The 18,640-nt window shown below is 30.0% G+C and carries 22 protein-coding genes; all 22 read right to left on the reverse strand.

Annotated elements, in window-relative coordinates; translation table 4 throughout:
* Positions 1-84: 84 nt before the first annotated feature.
* Positions 85-612, reverse strand: a complete 528-nt coding sequence (locus P695_RS0102980) for a cob(I)yrinic acid a,c-diamide adenosyltransferase (protein ID WP_028126785.1) — start codon at positions 610-612, stop codon at positions 85-87.
* A 74-nt stretch (positions 613-686) separates the two neighbouring features.
* Positions 687-1,403 carry a 50S ribosomal protein L1 gene (gene rplA / locus P695_RS05500; RefSeq protein ID WP_035026373.1) on the reverse strand — a complete coding sequence of 239 codons (717 nt, stop codon included), beginning with the start codon at positions 1,401-1,403 and terminating at the stop codon, positions 687-689.
* The gene (gene rplK / locus P695_RS0102990) at positions 1,403-1,831 is read right to left on the reverse strand and encodes a 50S ribosomal protein L11 (protein WP_028126786.1); all 429 of its coding nucleotides are present in this window, start codon (positions 1,829-1,831) and stop codon (positions 1,403-1,405) included. Before rplK ends, rplA begins: the two co-directional genes overlap by 1 nt.
* Before the next feature lie 202 nt (positions 1,832-2,033).
* Positions 2,034-2,627, reverse strand: coding sequence for a transcription termination/antitermination protein NusG (gene nusG / locus P695_RS0102995; RefSeq protein ID WP_035026376.1), 594 nt, complete (start codon positions 2,625-2,627; stop codon positions 2,034-2,036).
* Between the two features lie 9 nt (positions 2,628-2,636).
* Positions 2,637-3,014 (reverse strand): preprotein translocase subunit SecE, encoded by a 378-nt coding sequence (gene secE, locus P695_RS0103000; RefSeq protein WP_051437369.1) that lies wholly within the window; start codon positions 3,012-3,014, stop codon positions 2,637-2,639.
* A gap of 2 nt (positions 3,015-3,016) precedes the next feature.
* Entirely contained in the window at positions 3,017-3,175 is a 159-nt protein-coding gene (gene rpmG, locus P695_RS06000) for a 50S ribosomal protein L33 (protein ID WP_084331599.1), read from the reverse strand.
* 30 nt (positions 3,176-3,205) lie between these two features.
* Positions 3,206-3,784, reverse strand: coding sequence for a sigma-70 family RNA polymerase sigma factor (locus P695_RS0103005; protein WP_028126789.1), 579 nt, complete (start codon positions 3,782-3,784; stop codon positions 3,206-3,208).
* A 128-nt stretch (positions 3,785-3,912) separates the two neighbouring features.
* Positions 3,913-4,647 carry a 23S rRNA (guanosine(2251)-2'-O)-methyltransferase RlmB gene (gene rlmB, locus P695_RS0103010; RefSeq protein ID WP_028126790.1) on the reverse strand — a complete coding sequence of 245 codons (735 nt, stop codon included), beginning with the start codon at positions 4,645-4,647 and terminating at the stop codon, positions 3,913-3,915.
* On the reverse strand, positions 4,647-5,972 hold the full coding sequence (gene cysS, locus P695_RS0103015) for a cysteine--tRNA ligase (RefSeq protein WP_028126791.1): 1,326 nt from the start codon (positions 5,970-5,972) through the stop codon (positions 4,647-4,649). Before cysS ends, rlmB begins: the two co-directional genes overlap by 1 nt.
* 11 nt (positions 5,973-5,983) lie before the next feature.
* Positions 5,984-6,892, reverse strand: a complete 909-nt coding sequence (locus P695_RS0103020) for an ECF transporter S component (RefSeq protein WP_028126792.1) — start codon at positions 6,890-6,892, stop codon at positions 5,984-5,986.
* A gap of 13 nt (positions 6,893-6,905) precedes the next feature.
* Positions 6,906-7,565, reverse strand: coding sequence for a uracil-DNA glycosylase (locus P695_RS0103025; RefSeq protein WP_028126793.1), 660 nt, complete (start codon positions 7,563-7,565; stop codon positions 6,906-6,908).
* A 50-nt stretch (positions 7,566-7,615) separates the two neighbouring features.
* Positions 7,616-8,920 (reverse strand): hypothetical protein, encoded by a 1,305-nt coding sequence (locus P695_RS0103030; RefSeq protein WP_035026378.1) that lies wholly within the window; start codon positions 8,918-8,920, stop codon positions 7,616-7,618.
* Positions 8,921-8,978: 58 nt separating this feature from the next.
* Entirely contained in the window at positions 8,979-10,334 is a 1,356-nt protein-coding gene (gene dnaB / locus P695_RS0103035; RefSeq protein ID WP_035026381.1) for a replicative DNA helicase, read from the reverse strand.
* Positions 10,335-10,477: 143 nt separating this feature from the next.
* Positions 10,478-12,121: a hypothetical protein gene (locus P695_RS0103040; RefSeq protein ID WP_028126796.1), complete on the reverse strand. Its 1,644-nt coding sequence runs from the start codon at positions 12,119-12,121 to the stop codon at positions 10,478-10,480.
* Between the two features lie 166 nt (positions 12,122-12,287).
* Positions 12,288-12,731, reverse strand: a complete 444-nt coding sequence (gene rplI, locus P695_RS0103045) for a 50S ribosomal protein L9 (protein WP_028126797.1) — start codon at positions 12,729-12,731, stop codon at positions 12,288-12,290.
* 61 nt (positions 12,732-12,792) lie between these two features.
* Complete coding sequence (gene rpsR / locus P695_RS0103050) at positions 12,793-13,017, reverse strand: 30S ribosomal protein S18 (RefSeq protein WP_028126798.1); 225 nt, start codon at positions 13,015-13,017, stop codon at positions 12,793-12,795.
* A gap of 22 nt (positions 13,018-13,039) precedes the next feature.
* Positions 13,040-13,459, reverse strand: a complete 420-nt coding sequence (locus P695_RS0103055; RefSeq protein ID WP_028126799.1) for a single-stranded DNA-binding protein — start codon at positions 13,457-13,459, stop codon at positions 13,040-13,042.
* 19 nt (positions 13,460-13,478) lie between these two features.
* On the reverse strand, positions 13,479-14,408 hold the full coding sequence (gene rpsF, locus P695_RS06005) for a 30S ribosomal protein S6 (protein ID WP_084331601.1): 930 nt from the start codon (positions 14,406-14,408) through the stop codon (positions 13,479-13,481).
* A gap of 166 nt (positions 14,409-14,574) precedes the next feature.
* Positions 14,575-16,086, reverse strand: coding sequence for a lysine--tRNA ligase (gene lysS / locus P695_RS0103065; protein ID WP_028126800.1), 1,512 nt, complete (start codon positions 16,084-16,086; stop codon positions 14,575-14,577).
* Positions 16,079-17,065 (reverse strand): tRNA dihydrouridine synthase DusB, encoded by a 987-nt coding sequence (gene dusB / locus P695_RS0103070; RefSeq protein WP_028126801.1) that lies wholly within the window; start codon positions 17,063-17,065, stop codon positions 16,079-16,081. Before dusB ends, lysS begins: the two co-directional genes overlap by 8 nt.
* Positions 17,066-17,067: 2 nt before the next feature.
* Positions 17,068-17,373: a DUF1904 family protein gene (locus tag P695_RS0103075; protein WP_028126802.1), complete on the reverse strand. Its 306-nt coding sequence runs from the start codon at positions 17,371-17,373 to the stop codon at positions 17,068-17,070.
* A 68-nt stretch (positions 17,374-17,441) separates the two neighbouring features.
* Positions 17,442-18,305 (reverse strand): ABC transporter ATP-binding protein, encoded by an 864-nt coding sequence (locus P695_RS0103080; RefSeq protein WP_104207577.1) that lies wholly within the window; start codon positions 18,303-18,305, stop codon positions 17,442-17,444.
* Positions 18,306-18,640: the final 335 nt, after the last annotated feature.

Here is an 18,640-nt window from a genome sequence, read left to right on the forward strand (position 1 = left end):
CAAACACTGTTGGGTGCATCACTGTGTCTTTGGAGTGCGGTTTGGGTTAGCATCATTCATGTTATATCAAACATTGACTACTTTTTAAAATTCAATTCCTTCACGCGCAATCACACCTTCATCAAGATAATGTTTGATTGGTTTAATTTCTGAGATTAAGTGGGCCACTTGATTTAACTCAGGAAATGAATATCTCCCCGACATTGCAACTTCTAAATGGGTTGATTTGTTTTTTAGTGCTTCAACTAAATCGTGTTTATTAATAAATCCATTTTGCACAGCTCCCAAAATTTCATCAGCAAGTAAAATATCTAAGTTTTCATTTTTTAATTGATTTTTAAAATATTCATATCCTTGTAAAGTTTCATGTTTGAACGTTTCAACTTCTTTTGGATCCATTTCTCAAACAAACTTGGTTGAGAAATGGTAAAAAGATTTAATGTGAATTCCTAATTTCTCTAAAATAATATTTTCACTAGTTGGTCTATTTTTTAAAAAACGAACATAATCAATAGTCTTCCCAGCACCAAGTGCTCTTAAAACCATTCCATTCAAAACTGAAGTTTTACCCTTACCTTCACCACAATAAATTTGTATATAACCTTTTTCCATGATTCTCCTATACCTAAATTATACAAACAAAAAACCACCATGGTGGTTTTTATCAAATAATTCCTTTATTGGTCTTATTTTTTAGAATCAGCGAATGATCCTTTCATTCCTGGAGCTAAAACTTTAATTCCAGGACCCATTGTTGTTGAGATAGTTACATTTAGCATGTATTCACCTTTAACAGTTTGAGGTTTTGCTTTTTGAACTGCATCTAAGATAGCATTAAAGTTATCTTGTAATTGTTCAACAGTAAATGAAGCTTTTCCTAAAATTGAATGTACGTTTCCTTCTTTGTCAGCACGGTATTCAACCTTTCCTTTTTTAACATCATCAATTGCTTTAGCAACATCCATTGTTACTGTTCCAGTTTTTGGGTTAGGCATTAAACCTTTTGGTCCTAAAACCTTTCCGATTGCTCCTAATTTTGCCATCATTTCTGGAGTCGCAATAATAACATCAAAATCAAATCAGTTTTCTTTTTGAATTTTAGTAATTAATTCTTCCCCTCCCACAAAATCAGCTTTTGCATCAGTTGCTTCTTTAGTTTTAGTATTTGTTAAAACTAAAACTTTTTGAGTTTTTCCAGTTCCTGATGGAAGCACGATTGCTCCACGGATTTGTTGGTCAGCTTTTCTTGGGTCAATATTTAAGTTGAAAGCAATTTCAACTGTTGAATCAAATTTAGTTGTTGCTGTATCTTTAGCTAATTGTAAAGCTGTTTTTGGATCATATTGAGTATGACGTTCAACTTTAGCTGAAGCTGCTTTTAATTTTTTTCCTAACTTAGCCATTATTTGTCATCTCCCATTCCAGTAATTTTAATTCCCATGTTTTTTGCAGTTCCTGCAATAATTTTCATTGCTGCTTCAAGAGAATTAGCATTTAAGTCTGGTAATTTATATTCAGCAATTTTTTTAATTTCATCAACTGAAATTGTTGCTACTACTTCTTTTCCAGAAAGTTTTGCACCTTTTTGAATGTTAGCTGCTCTTTTTAATAAAACAGCTGCTGGTGTTGTTTTCAATACAAAATCAAAAGATTTATCATTGTAAGCTGTAATGATAACTGGAACAACGTCTCCAGCACGATCTTTTGTTGCATCGTTAAATTGTTTTGTGAATTCAGGCATGTTAATTCCTAATGAAGCCAATTCAGCTCCTGGTTTTGCTTGCATTGCCATAAATTCAAGTTTTGCTATACGTGTGATTTTTTTAGCCACGGGTAATACCTCCTATAAGTATTAAATCTGTGTCACATCTTTACTCGCTGTGGTTCATTCGAAATTGCTTTTCTCCCACAATAAAAATCGACTTATTAATTTTAACACTTTTCTAAAAAAATAAAAGAAAACTTCTCCAAGAAAATCAACAAAAGTTTTGGGTCTAATGCATCATTTTCTTGAAGAAGTTTTCATTTTTAAATTAAAATTCTTTAACTGATTGAATGTGTGAAATTGAAACTTCGGCTGGTGTATAACGACCAAAAATTTCCACTGCAACAATTACTGTATTGTTTTCTAAATCAATTTCAATAATTTTACCTTCAGTTCCTTTGTAAGCACCTTGAGTAATTAAAACTACTTCATCAACTGCAAATCCAACTGGTATTTCTTCAACAACGGGTGTTTCTGCAATTTCTTCTTTGCTTGGTGTTGTTAACATATTGATGACTTCATCATCAGTTAATGGGAATGGTTTAGCACCTCTTCCAGATGATCCAATAAAACCAGTTACCCCCGGTGTGTTACGAACAACAAATCAGGCATGTTCACTCATAATCATATTAATGAAGATGTACCCAGGAAATCTATTTTTAATTACTTCTTTTCCTGCTTTGGTTGTTGTTAATCCTTTTGAAATTCTTACATCAAAGACATCACTTTGTAAATTAGAAGTTTTAATTTTTTGAACTAAGTCTGAAAGCACTTTATCTTCATGACCAGTTTGAGAATTGATCACAAATCATTGTCCTTTCATATTTAATAGTTCTTCGATTAATTTATTATTTTCTATCATTTTTACCCCTTATAATACTTTTATTAAACTAAATAGTTGTTGCAATCCCATATCAATTAGGAAGAACATGATTGCAGTTATAATCATAAAAATTAAAACCGTAATATATTTGTTTGTCAAATTTTTAGATGATGATCATTTGATTTTATTAACTTCTTTAACTAGCTTAACAGGAAATTCTCTTGTTGCTAGTTTCATATTAATTTTATCTTTTGGATCTTTTTCTTTTTTAACTCTGATTGTTTTTTTTGTTTCTTTTTTTAACGCTTTTAAACTTTTTGGTTCATCAGATTTTTTTTGTTTCGCGTCAATTTTATCTAGTTTAGCTGCAATCTTTTTTTGTTTCTTTTGATTTTTAAGTTCTTTTTTAGACAAATTATCAGACATAACTATCGAGTCTCCTTATGTAATGTGTGGCGATTGCAAGTTGGGCAAAATTTTTTAATTTCTAGTCGTTCTTTTTGTGTTAGTGTACTTTTAGTTAAACTGTAATTACGGTTTAAACATTCTTCACACACTAAAATAATTTTTCTACTATTAGACCCCATAAAAAACCTACCTATAACCTCATTAAATAATTATACAAGTATTTTAGATAAATCACTAATTGTTTTGTCGAGAACTCTTTTTAATTTAGTTCTGGTGATATCATATTTTTTCACCATTTCAGTTTGTGTTGTTCCTAAGACATACTCTTCAAACAAAACTTGTGCTTGTTCATCATTTTCTGGTAAAGAAAAATAATCTTCTAAAACCATTTTCATAGTAGTTTCGTGAATACCATCATCTTTATCACCGATATTTTCACATCACACATATCCTAGTGTGCTTAGGTTTAACATTTTGTGGTGATTAGTCACAAAGGTTGCTGCATAATCAGTACATTTTCAAACTATTGAATCAATGACAAATGATAGTAATGTTTTGGTTGTTTTCATGGCAGCATATTTTGTGATTGCTTCATCAAATGCCATTCATGCAATTGAAGTATAATCACTTTTTTCCAGAGGAATAGCTGGGAATTTCTTGAAAACCTTATTTAATGCATAATGAACAGGTTGTTCAAATTGTTTATAAATTTCGTATTTTTCTTCAAAATTTATTGCATTTCAGTCTAAATTTTTGATATTTAAGCCTATTTTGGCTATATTATTCATATAATCTCCTAAGCAGTTTTCTGCTTATCACAATTATCAACTAAAAGTTTATTTTTCTACATATAAATAAAAACTTCTTTTAATTTTAATTTTTTTGGAAAATAAAATTAAAAAAGAAGCTCTTGCTTCTAAAATAATTTTATCTTTTTCCCAATTTCATACATCAAAATTCCGGCCGCAACACTAACGTTGTATGAATCAATAACTTTAGTTGAAGGAATAAAAATATTTAAATCACTGTTTTTAGTTAATAGGTTACTACTTCCATGTTGTTCGTTTCCAACAATCAAAACAGCTTTGCTGGCAAAATCAACATTCCGAACATCTTGAGCATCTTTGTTAAGGTTAGAAGAATAAATTCAATATCCACATTTTTTTAATTCACTAACTACATTGTTTAAGTTAGAAACTTTTGAAACTGCTAAATCATAAACAGTTCCACTACTTGTTTTAACAACGGTTGGAGTGACCATCACTTGTTTATGATCCATGATAATAATGTTTTTCACACCAAGTAAAGTAGCACTGCGAATAATTGCTCCAAAATTATGTGGATCATGAATTTGGTCTAAAATTAAAATTAAATCTTGTTCACGGTGAGTTAATTCATCTTTAATTTCACCAAAAGGTTTGTAATTGTATTCCTTAACTTCTGCAATCACATTTTGGTGATTTAAATCATCGCCCAACATTTTACTTAATTCTTGTTCATTTTTTTTAATCACTTTAATATTAAATTCATCAATAACTTTATTGTCATTAAATTCATTAATGTTTTTCACATAGATCGCTTTAATCATTTTGGGGTGTTTGTTTAAAAATTCTTCAACAATCCGTTTTCCATAAATTAAATTCGGTTTCATTACATTATCCCCTTCGCTTCTAACTCACTTCGAATTAAGTCAGCTTTGACAAAATCTTTACCTAAAACTAATTGATTTCATTGTTTGATTTTGGTTTCATCATCTTCAGAAAGACTAATTTCAATTTGCTCAATAAAACCTAAAGTTTTTAAAATTAATTGTAACTGATCAAATAAAGGTTTAATTGTTGAAAAATTTGTTTTTTGACTAATTAATTGGTTAATATTTTTAATTAATTCTTCAATAATGGATAACACTAAGCTCGTGTTTAAATCATTTCCCATCGCTTGGTCAAATTCTTTGATATAGTCCTTGTTTTCAATAACTTGGGTTTTTTCAAAAATAACTTTTGAAAAAACAATTTTCTTTTTCAAGTAATCCAGTTTTTGAAAAAACTTAGTCGCTTGAGTTAGCAAGTCATCACTTAAATTTAATGGTTGTTTATAGTTTGTTGATAAGAAGATTCATCTTAAAACATCACTTCCAAAATCTTTAACAAAATCTTTCACTAAAACAATGTTCCCAAGAGATTTACTCATTTTTTCATCTTTTCAATTTAAGTGACCATTGTGCATTCAAATGTTAGCTAACTCTTTTTGGTTGTGAGCGAGATATTGAATGCGTTCATTTTCATGATGAGGAAATTTTAAATCAATTCCTCCTGAATGAATATCAATTGTTTGACCATGAAAATATTCTTGAATTAATAAGGCACATTCAGTATGTCATCCTGGTCGCCCTTGACCAAACGGTGAATCTCATGTAATCCCAACATTGGTTTTTTTTCATAAACTAAAATCTAATGGGTTTTTTTTCTTTGGATCAATTTCTACACGTTCCCCACTAATTAGTTCTTCGGGTTTTCTCCCTGATAGTTGCCCATATTGTGCTTCTCATTGATCGATAGCGAAATAAACATCACCATCAACATTATAAGCAAATCCTTGTTGAACTAAGTCATCAATAAAACTAATCATTTGTTTGATGTGTTGACTAATTGGTTCTATTTTATCTGGCATGATAATGTTTAAAGCTTGTAAGTCAGCAAGATATGCTTTGGTAAAAAATTCGGCAACTTCTTTTTCAGTTTTATTTTCTTCAATCGCTTTATGAATAATTTTGTCATCAATATCAGTAACGTTTTGTAAGTAATTAACTTTGATGTTTTTGTGCTTTAAAAAACGCACAAAAACATCCATCAAAATATTTGGACGAGCATTACCAATATGAATATAGTTGTAAACTGTTGGACCACAAGAATAAATCATTAATTCTTTTTTATCTAACTGTGTATTTGTTCTTGTAAGTGAATTATATATTTTCATTTAAACCTCTCTTATTTTTTTAGAATTGGTTTCATTACTCAAAAGACTGTTGATAAAACGGTTGTATTAAATGCAATTTTTAGTGGCGCTTGCAATAAACGAACAATAACCATTGAAGAGTAACCACCTTGGTAATCAGGAATTCCTAAAATTTTCGAATCACCTCATGAAGCTAGTAAAATTGTTGCTAACGTTTCTGTCACAATACATAATAAAATAATTGGTAAAATAATCTCTAGTCAATGCTCTCTTTTTAGTGCCACTAAAACAAAGGCAATTAATCAAATGACAAAGAGGGTTAACCCCATCATAATTAAAAATAAAGCAGGGATAAATTTACCTGGAATTTCAATCCCGAAAAAGACAGCATCTTCATGACTACCATTCATTGTGATGAATCACATAATCGCTGTGAAAGCAATTGTATAAAGATTAATGATCAAAAATGTTCATCATTTATTTTTACCTTTTCAATCTTTAGTATAAGATACTATTCCTGCTCAAAACCCAAAAGAAAGAGCAACAAATAAATAAGCAATATGAATATAAGAAGGGATGAAAATAATACATAACCCCTCAGTAATAAGACCAGCAATAATTCCAACAACAGGACCAAAAAATAAACCCGTAATTTTAATCATAATCCCACTAAAAGCGATTCTGATTGGAGGAAAGACAGTAATTGGTAAAGTCATTGAAATTACAACCGTAATAGACACAGATACCGCAACCATCATGGCAATATAAGTAATATTTTTAGTTGTAAATTTTAATCCATTATATGGTAGTTGTCGAGATTTTCGATAATTATAATAAAGTGCGGAACTTAAAAAAAATAGAAAAGCACTAAGTAACGTAAATCCAGCTGTTGCTAAAGCCATATTCGTGTCTTTTAACAAGAAATCATTAACTATATTCATTGGCTTGTCCTTTCTACTGTGTTCAATCAATTTCAATTTGATTAAGTTTTTTTAATTCTAAATTAATTTTTGAAAATGGTTTGGTTCCTTTAAAAAATTTATAATAACTAAATGGGGATGGATGCCCAAACTCTAACTTAATCGAGTTGTTATTAAATTTTAAGTTATTATATGTTTTTTTTGCTCAATTTCCAAATAAAACATATACATAAATATTACTATGTTTATTAATAAATTCTAAACAATTGTTCACAAATTGTTCTCATCCAAAATTTGCATGAGATCCAGGTTGAGACTTATTAACTGTTAATGTAGTGTTAATTAAAAACACACCTTGCTTAACTCAACCTGATAAATCATTGTTTTTTGTATGGTCAATTTGTAAATCATCTTGTAATTCTTTGAAAATATTTTTTAAACTTGGTGGTGTTCTGACATCATTTGTTGTCGAGAAAGCAATTCCATTAGCTTGTCCTTTTTGATGGTATGGATCTTGACCAATGATAATTACTTTGATCTCTTCTGGTTTGATTAAATCAAACAAACGGAAAACATCTTCCGCCCTTGGATAAACCGTGTTATTCGCTCTTTCCTGATTAATTTTTGCAATTAATTTCGGAAAATATGCTTTCTTTTTTTCTGCTTGAAAAAACTCATCTCATTCTTTTAACATGTTACCTCTTTAATATGGAAAATGTAGACAAAAGTCTACATTAAATGTTATTATTTTACTTCTTTTTTAATTTCTAATTTAGTTAGTTTAATTTTACTAAATGCACCTTCTCCAGGTTTAGAAGTTTTACCAAAATCCTTATTACCATCTTTAATAAAATTAAAATCATTAAATTGATAACCAGCAAAAGTCCATTTAACAAAATTTAGTTTTTTATTATCTGTGTTTTCTTTATTATTAGCTTCAGCGGCAATTGCACGATAAACAGGTCTTAATCCTTCGAATGTGGTTTTTACATCATATTTATCAGCATTATCATTTTTGGCATCTAAAGTAAATTTATAATTAATTGTTATTGGTGTCGCTTCCCCTATTAAGAATTGGTCTTTTTTAATTTCTCATTTATTTTTTTCGCCTTCTTTATAATTTTCAAGAATAATTGCCCCACTCTTTGGTGGAGTTTCATCGGCTTTACTATTTGATTCAGGATCTTTAACTACAATTGAAGGGGTTGGTAAGTTTCCACTACTAAAAATAAACTGACTAAATGGATTCAATACATCTTGTCCAACTTTTTTAGTTCTTTCTTTAGGTGGGTCTGTTTTATCATTAGCTTCCTTGAAACTTTTAGTTCCAGAATCCTCGTTTTCAAGTTTACCATCATTACTTATTACGGTTAATACATCTGAGTTAAGGAATTTAGTGTTTCCATCAATAGTAATTTTTTGTTCTAGTCAACTTGAATCTTGTTTATCTTCATTTAATCCTAAAAAGTTTTTAGCAAAAACTTGTCCGTCTTCTGACCCGAAAGCTTCTTTAGCAATTTCTAAAGAGGCCTGAGCACCTGTGGCAGTTGGTGTAAATCCATGTTTACTTTCATTATATAAATCTCATAAACCAGCAATTGAGGCAATTTGGGTTTTTTCAAATTTATTGAAAAATTCACGTTTGTCTTTACCTTGAATTTCTGAATCTTCATTTTTTCAAATCCCATGAACAGCAGCACCTTGTACACCTTGATCGTCCCCGATTAAAAAGTTGTTGTGTTTATTAAATTGGTTAGGGTTGTTCATTGCAGCCCCAGTTACACTTAATAAGTTTCTTAATTGCATAATTATTCAAGGGAAACCATAAGCTTGTTTAGTGGCTTTTGAAAAACCACTATCAAAAGCCGCTATTTTGTCATCTTTAGAATAATCTTTTCATGCCCCTGCATCTTCTGTTCCTGGAATAGTCGGTGCTCCTTCAAATAGAACTGGAACTTCATGTTTGGGAATGGTGGCACATGAAACAACTGCCATAACTGATGAACTTGATACAGTAACTCCCATTAATATTGCAATTAATTTTTTCATTTGCTCCATTACTCCTTTTTGTTTTTAAATAACCTATATATTATACCAATTTTTATGATTAATTAGTTAAATCAATAAATTTACCAAATTGTAAATTAAATGATAACTTTACATTACCTGTTGGTCCATTACGGTGTTTTGCAATGATTAATTCAGTATCTTGCATTTTTTTATCATTAAATTCTTTCTGAGTATCGTAGTATTCTTCACGATACAAAAACATTACCATATCAGCATCTTGCTCAATCGCTCCTGAATCACGTAAATCAGACAACATCGGTCTTTTATCTTCACGTTTTTCCACAGAACGTGAAAGTTGTGATAAACAAATAATTGGAATCCCAATATCACGAGCAATTCTTTTTAATTGACGTGAAATGTTGGAAATTTCATTTTGTCGATCACTTCCATTAGAACCAGGTGTGGTGATTAATTGTAAATAATCAATGACACATAAATTAATATCTTCATCGCGTTTTAATTTATGTAATCTTGATTGAATTTGTTGAATAGTAATTCCTGGGGTATCATCAATAAAAATTTTGGTTGTTTGTAATCGATCGTTTGTTTTATGAATGTTATCTCATTCAAATTGAGAAATATTTTTTCCTTTTTGCAATTTTTTGTAATCAATTTGCGATGACATCGAAAGAATACGGTTAGTTAATTGTTCTTTTGGCATCTCAATTGAAAAAATTGCAATCCCGTTTTTCTTATTGTTCTTCTTAGAAATTCCGGCATTGTAAGCTAAGTTCAAAGCAAAAGCTGTTTTACCCATTGATGGGCGGGCAGCTAAAATAATTAAATCTCCTGGCTGAAATCCTAATGTCATTTCATCTAAATTTTGAAATCCAGAAGGTACACCCAATAGAGTTTCGGTTTGTTTTTCTAATTCACGCATTTTTTTAAGCACTTTTTCCATAGTTGTTCCAATTGCTTCAACATTATTTTTATTTGATGATAAATCTAAAGAAAGTAATTCTGTTTGAGCTTTATTAATCACATATTCTAAATCCGGATTCGCTAAACGTTCTTTTTCAATACTTTTTAATTTTTGTTCAAATTTACGTCCGATTGATTTTTTATAAACAATTGCAATCATTGATTCTAAATCTGAATCAGTAACGAATTTATCACTGATTTCTGAAATTAATTCCACTCCACCAGCTTGATCTAATTTTTTTTGTGTTTCTAATTCATCAGTAATTGTAATTGGGGAAATTTCTTTAGAATTAGCATGCAAATCAGTAATTGCTTTGTAAATTAATTTGTGTGTTGACACAAAAAAATCATCAGTTGTTAAAGCTGAAAAAATATCTGGTAAAGCATTTGGAGAGTGCATGGCAATCGCCAAAATAGCTTGCTCAGCCTCACTTAAATTTGCATTTTCTTTTTCAATTAAAATTTTATCCATCATGTTTTCCCATTCAATATAATAATATTTTATCTTAATTTTCAAAATGGTAAATAAAAAGGGGTATAAACCCCCTCTTGCATAGATAATTGAAGTAAAATTTTCAAACTTGAAAATTTGCACAACACATACTTAAACAAAAATTAACTTAACTTAAATTCAGCACCAAAGTTTATTGCATTACTTAGCATCCATACAGGATCACCCCTTTGCTCAACTGTTTGTCTTGTAAGAAATTGAAGGTGATAATTCCCTTTTTCTTCATATCATGTATATCCATATTTAACAGATGCTGAACCATTATAATTAACATAATTTGCATTAAGTAATGGAATTGTTGTAAACTGATCCAGTAGCCATTCTTCTTCAGGTTTAATCTTACGATTATTTTCCTTATTTAAATCAATTCTTATTGGTTGTTTCCAATAAATTGAGCTCAATAGGTTGTCTTGGCCAAGGGCACCTTGTGCTTTAACCACAACAACAGCCTGATCGGTTAAAAATTCCATTTTTGAATAATTTTTTATTTTTCCAATATTTGTATCAATAATAGTGTATTTTATACCTTCATTACCAACAGGTTTCAATAATGATGATTGCTGATTTTTAGGTATTGAAAAAAATTTAGGTTCAATAATTGTTTCATAATGATGCTCTAATGTAACATCTTTATTATATTTGAATGTGTTTTTGTCACTAGCCATTCCCACAAATTTGAAGCTTTCTTTATTTGTTGTGTTCGTTCTTATTGTTGGTTGATGGTATACTTTAATTCCACCACGTATTTCAATACCTCTAAGAACAATTTCATCTTCTAATTCAGATGCGGTTCACGGTTTATCAGTTCTAGAATCCAAAATTTTTCACAAATCATTACTAATTGTTGAAATGTGTTCTGGTTCATTAACCAAAAATGTGTGGGTCAAATCAATTTTGCCATGATATTTGAATTTAGGATTTTCTTCAGCATGTCCAAAAAAAGTTCAAGTGTTATTTACTGGATTTATAGAACGGGGGGCTAGTTTTGGTTGAACAGTAATTCCGCCTCTAATGTCGAGTTTTGCATCAGCGATGGCTTTTTGCAATTCTAATTGGGTTCATGGTTTTGTTGGTCTAGATTTTAAAATATCTTGTAATTTAGTGCTAATTTTTGAAATGTGTTCAGTTATATTGGTGGAGAAATTATGAATTAAAGAAATTTCATCACGATATTTAAATGCGTTATCTACATTTCCGTGTCCAATAAATCTTCAAGTATGATTATTAGAGCTCGATGTACGAGGGGTTAATTGTTTTTCAACAGTAATCCCACCCTTGCCATCAATTTGTCTATAAACAATTTCTTTTTCTAACTCTTCTTTAGTTCAGGGTTTATCAGTTCTAGAGTTTAGGATATCTTGTAATGTGGTTTGAATGTTAGAAATTGGTTGGGTTGTATCAGTTGGAATTTTGTGAAGTAAATTAATTTGGCCATTATATTTGAAATCATTATTAACACTCCCATGACCAATAAAAATTCAATTGTGTTGTATTTCACCCAATGAACGATTAGTTAGTTGTCGCTCAACAGTAATCCCACCTTCAACATCAAAACCTTGATTAACTATCTCTTTTTCTAACTCTTGTTTAGTTCAGGGTGTATCCCTATTGTCCAAAAGGCTTTGTAATTCAGTTTTGATATTAGAAATTGGTTTTGACATAGAAACCTTCATACTACAAGCAACCACAAGGTTAGCCATTACCCCAACTAATGAGATAGTACTTAAGAGACTTAATAATTTTTTCATAAGATAACTCCTTTGAATAAATATTTATTTAATTTTAAATTTTTTTGCTTGAAAAACAAGGAAAAATCTTTTTAAAAAAGTACTTTCTCGTTAAAAAAAGTACTTTTTTTAAAAAACCCACAAATCGTTCGATTTGTGGATGAATAATAACTTGTTTTTGACTTTATTAAGCTGCTTCAATATTCACTTTTAGTTTAGCAACAATTGAATGAGGTAATTTAAGTTCTAATTCATAAGACCCGACTTTTTTTAAAGCGTCATGATCTTTAATTTTTCTTTTATCAACTTCAATTTTGTGATTTTCTTTTAAATCACCAACAATTTGGGCATCAGTAATTTGACCAAATGTTTTACCATTTTTTTCTTCAATTTTAAAAACTAAATGAATTTCTTCAATTTGTTTTTTTAATAATTCAGTTTCACCTTTATCTAATGCATCCTCTTCTTTAGCAATTTGCAATTTGGTGTTTAGTGTTTTAATTGCTTCTTGATTGGCAATTTTAACTAACTTATTTGGAATTAAGAAATTAATTGCATATCCATCTGAAACGTTTTTAATTTCATCCTTTTTTCCTTGTCCTTTGACATCTTGTAAAAATATAACTTTCATAAATACCCCTTTGTTAATATTCTATAAAATAAAATCTCTGTTTGGAACAGAGATTTATTTTTTAATCAATTATGTATGGTAATAGTCCCATTTGACGTGAACGTTTAATTGCTAATGCTAAAACTCTTTGGTCTTTTGGAGATGTTCCAGTAATTCTTCTTGGAAGAATTTGTCCATTTCCAGAAATGAATTTTTTCAATAATTCTACATCTTTGTAATCGATGTATTTAATGTTGTTTTTAGCAAAGAAATTAACTTTTTTACGTCTTCTAATAATTTTTTTCATCGTTAGTTAATATCCTTTCTGATTAATCTCATAAAATAGAATCTTCAATTGTTTGGTCATCACTTGGTGATTCATCAACAGTTGATTTTTGGCTTGTATTAGATGAATTTTTAAATTGGTTATCATTTGATTTAGAACCTTTAGGTTCTAAAAATTCAACGCGATCAACATTGATATTAACGATGGTTTCATATTTTCCACCATCTTGTTTAGAACGGACTGAAATTCTTCCTGTTAATCCAATTAAACTTCCTTTTTTAAGATAGTTAACCATTAAATTAGCATTGTTATCTCATGCAATACATGGAATAAAATTTGTATGTTCAACATCTTTTCTATATTCAGAAACCACTAATGTAAAACCAAGAAATTTTGTTCCATTTGTTGATTCGCGTAATTCTAAATCATTAGTGATTCTTCCGATTAATGATACTTGATTCATTCTAATATCTCCTTCTATTTTATTTGTTAAGTTTTGTAGCAATTAATTTCATGTAAGTAATTAATTCTTTTTTAGTCATGTCGCGTAAGTTTGCGTCATGAATTTTTGCTTCTTTTTCAGGAGCTAAAGATCTTAATGAGTTAGCGTGTTTTTGTAATTCACTTCTTGCTTCAGTAATCATATCTGATCCATCTAACTTAGCTCTTTCTTCAGTTGACATTTTTGCTTTTTCAGTTTTTTTAGCTTCGCGCTCAGCAATTAATTTTGCTTTTGCAGCTTCATCAGTTGCTGCTGCTAAAGCTTTTTCATGTGCTTCTTTATCAGCTTGTTTGCTATCTTCATGTTGTTTTAATTCAGCAGCATATTTAGCTTGAACACGAGCAATAAATGCGTGTGAATCTTCTTCATGTTTTTCTTCAGTAACTTTTGGAGCTGCTGGTTTAGCAGTTTTTGGAGCTACATGTTTTTCAGTTTTAACAGCATCAACTGGTTTGTCAGTTTTTGTGTCTTTGTTAAAATCTTTATTGTATGGTTTTTTGAAGTCCTTGTTATCTTTGTTAAATTCTCTTTTAACAAAAGGTTTTTTGAAGTCTCTTTTTTCACGACGTTCTTCTTCAAATTTAGTCATGTCAGTTTTTGATAATTTAACTGATTGCTCATAGTTCCCTAAGTTTTCAGTATTTAAAACTAAAGTACGAACAACGTTTTTATCAATTCCAGTCACACGTTCAAATTCAGCAACAGCTGATGATGTTGTTTCAACGATAACAACAACGTAATATCCTTTTTTCTTGTGATTAATTTCATAAGTAAAATTCATTAAACCTCATTCTGAGCTTTCGATAATTTTACCTTCTGAAGTTAAGATACCATTTAATTTAGCAATAACTTCATTAGTATCTTTCACATCTTGATCAAGGATATACATAATTTCATATTTTCTTATCATAATGTATAATTTCCTCCTTATGGTCTTTGGACATTTCTGCCAAGGGGTTAATCCGTGTAATTAACTCGTTAAATATTATACCATATAACCTATTATTGTGATTTGATAATTCACATCAAGGCAAATCAGGCACAAAAAAATGAGAACCTAAATTCTCATTTTTTTGCTAATTGTTACCTTCTCTTGGTTTCATTTGTGGGAATAATAAAACATCTTTAATTGATTCTGAATTAGTTAAAAGCATCACCATACGATCAATTCCCAATCCAAACCCAGCAGTTGGTGGTAGTCCATATTCTAGTGCTTCAATGAAATCAATATCCATTTCTCCAGCCTCATCATTTCCAAACTCAATTTCTTGTAATTGTTCTTCGAATCTTGAGTATTGTTCAATTGGATTATTTAATTCACAATAGGCATTAGCATATTCTCTACCAATAATGAATAATTCGAAACGGTCAGTAAATCTTGGGTTGTCTTTATTACTTTTTGATAGTGGTGAAACTTCGACAGGATGACCATAAATGAAAGTTGGTTGAATGATAGTTTTTTCAACAAATTCTTCAAAAAACAAATTAATAATATGTCCAACACCAAAGTGATGTTTTTCAACTTTAACATGATGTTTTTTAGCAATTGCTAATGCTTCATCAAAAGTCATTTCTTTTCAGAAATCAACTCCAGTCACATTTTTAATAGCATCAACCATATGTACACGAGCAAATGATTTCCCTAAATCAATTTCATAACCACCATAGTGAATGATTGATGAATCATTCACTGCATCATTACATGCTTTTAAGATTTTTTCATTAATATTCATTAGAAAATCTAATCCTTTGTAAGCAACATATAATTCTAAGGTTGTGAATTCTGGATTATGTCGAGCGCTCATTCCTTCGTTTCTAAATAAACGACCAATTTCATAAACTCCTTCAAAACCACCAACAATTAAACGTTTTAATGGTAATTCAGTGGCTATCCTCAAGGTAAATTCATGGTCTAAAGCATTAAAGTATGATTTAAATGGTTTAGCAGCAGCTCCCCCTTTAACAGATTGTAAAATTGGTGTTTCAACTTCCATATATCCCTGGTCGTCTAAAAACTTTTGCAGAGCACGGACAATTTTTGAACGTTTTTGGAATGTTTTTTTAACTTCAGGATTCATAATTAAATCAACATATCGACGACGATATTTTTCTTCAATATCTTGAATTCCAGCATGTTTATCTGGTAATGGTTTTAATGCTTTAGAAAGTAAAGTATATTGACAAACACGAATTGATAATTCACCATGATCTGTTTTCATCATATGACCTTCAACCCCAATAATATCCCCAAGATCTAAGTCTCTGAATGCATTAAAATTATCTTCACCAAGTTCATCCATGCGCACATATAATTGAATATCTGCATCTTGATCTTGAATATTCACAAAAGCCGCTTTTTTACCAGCTTCACGGAATAATTTAATTCTTCCAGCTGTTTTGAGTAATTGTTTAGGCTCAACATTTGCTAATTCTTCTTTTGAAAATTTAGCAAATGTTGTCTTTAATTCTGTTAAAGTTGCATTTCTTTCAAATTGGGTTAAGAGAAAAGGGTCTCGCCCCCTTTCAACAAGTGTTTTATATTTTTCACGACGAATTAATTCTTGTTCTGTAAATTTACGATTATCCATTTTTTTCTTCTCTTTCATATTCATCAATTAAGTTGATCACATCTTGTAAAGTTTCAATCTTGTTTGAACGTTCTTTCAGTTGATTAATTGATTTGGTTTTTGGTAAAACATCAAAATATCAAGTTAGGTGTTTTCTAAACTCTCTCATGCCTCATTCTTCTGTTTTTAGTTCCATTAACATTTTAGCATGTTCTAAAATAGTTTCTTTTCATTCTTTAAAAGTTGGCTTGGGTAATTCTTGACCAGTTTCTCAAAAATAATTACATTGAGCAAAGATTCAAGGGTTTCCTTGGCACCCTCGTGAAATCATGACAGCATCACAACCAGTTTCATCTAGCATCTTTTTAGCAGATTTAGCATCAACAACATCCCCATTCCCAATCACAGGAATTTTAACCGCATCTTTAACTTCTTTGATTTTTTCTCAATCAGCATGGCCAGTATAAAAATCATTTCTGGTGCGACCATGCACAGCAATTGCGCTCGCTCCTGCCTTTTCGATTAATTGAGCAACTTCAACAGCATTCACACTATCTTTATCTCAACCTAATCTAATTTTGGCAGTCACAGGTTTTTTAGTATTTGCAACAACTGCTTTGACAATGTCATGAATTAAGTCAGGAGTTTTCAATAAGGCTGAACCAGATTCGGAACGAACAGCCACTTTTGGTGCTGGACAACCAAGATTTAAGTCAATAATGTCGCATTCAACATGTTTATCAATTCATTTAGTAGCTTTAATAAATGAATCGACATCATTACCAAAAATTTGCATGCTCATTGGGTGTTCTTTAGGATCAACACCTAACATTGTAAAAGTTTTTTTGTTTTCATGAACCATTCCTTCAACGCTCACCATTTCCGAGCACACTAAAGCAGCTCCATGTTTTTTGGAGATTAAACGAAAAGCCTGGTTAGAAACACCAGCCATTGGACCTTGAATAAATTTGCCTTTAATTTGAATATTTCCGATTTTCACTATTACCTCATTTTATTCCCGTTGACATATAATTTATCATTAACATCTGTAAAAAATACACTCACTGTTTGGGCATCATCTTTAAAAAATTCTTTTAAATATTTAGCAAATATTTCTTCTTTATCTAATCTTTGTTTTCATTCAACTTGAATGTAAATTGTTTTTTCAATACTAAAAACTTTGCTATTTTGTAAAACAAAGATTAGTTTTGTCACATCTGCATGCACCATTTTTCCGATTTTATCAATTTCTTGGTAAAGATCTTGCATTCTTTTTTCATCAATTCCACTTATACTAATTGTTGGCATATACCTCATCTCCTTTTGACTTATTAATATTTTACTTTAAAAAAGAGAAACCCATAAAGGGTTTCTCATTATGATCAATCAATTGTTGAAGGATCAGCCGGATTTGCATTGTGTGTTAGTTCATCAATTAAACCATTTTTAATATGAATTATTGTGTGTCCAATTTTTGCAATATTTGGGTTATGGGTTACAACAATCATTGTTGTTTTAAATTCTCGGTTAATTTTAACAAGAATCTCTAGCACTTTACGTCCCATTTCTTCATCCAACGCCCCAGTTGGCTCATCAGCAAAAAGAATACTTGGGTTTTTAGTTAAGGCACGCGCAATTGAAACACGTTGTTGTTGCCCCCCCGACATTTGGTGAGGATACTTATTAAGTTGGTCAGTCATTCCGATTGTTTCGAAGATTTTTTCAATTGAAAAGTTTTCATTTTTATTAGTTGATAAATTTTCTCCAACTTCAGCATTTTCTTTAGCAGTTAAATTAGTTAATAAGTTGTATTGTTGAAAAATAAATCCAACATTTTTTCTTCTAAATTTTGTTAAGTGTGAATCTTTTAATAAAGAAAGGTTTGACCCTAAAACAAAAACATCTCCACTCGTTGCTTTATCTAAACCAGAAATAATATTTAAGAAGGTAGTTTTCCCAGAACCAGATGGTCCTAAAATAACAATGAAATCACCTTTCTCTAAAACAATATCAATCCCTTTTAAAACTTGGGTTTCTAAATCCCCACTAATGTATGATTTTTTTACATTTTTTAATTCGATTGCGTGTTTATCAACATCAGGAACATATCCAGTTGTTGAAACAATATTACCTTCTAAAATACCTTTTGAGTATTTTGAAGTTAATTGTTTTTGGTTTTTAATTTGTAATTTTAAACCCTTAACTCCTGGTTCATATTCAATATGATTAGGAACTTGAATGAATTTTCTTTCTTTTGGTTCAGCTTTTAGCTCGGCAAGAAGTGATTTTTCTTTTTTTGATTTTTTCGATTTATTAGTTTGAACATTTTTTTGTTCAACCTCAACACTAGTTACTTCTAAAATTTCTTCTTTTGATTCAAGATTTTGTTCTATTGAAGCAGCTTTTTCAATTTTTGATTGTTTTGTTTTAACAGTTTTTTGTTTAGATTCAACTGGTGTTGAATCTAAACTCTTTGTTTTTGGTTCAACAATTTCTTTTTTAGTTTTTACACTAGTTGGTTTTTTAGGGGCTTGTTTTTTTTCTGCCATCATGATTCTCCTATATAGTTAAACAA

It is taken from the genome of Williamsoniiplasma lucivorax ATCC 49196 (genome assembly GCF_000518285.1).
Classification (GTDB): domain Bacteria; phylum Bacillota_I; class Bacilli_A; order Mycoplasmatales; family Mycoplasmataceae; genus Williamsoniiplasma; species Williamsoniiplasma lucivorax.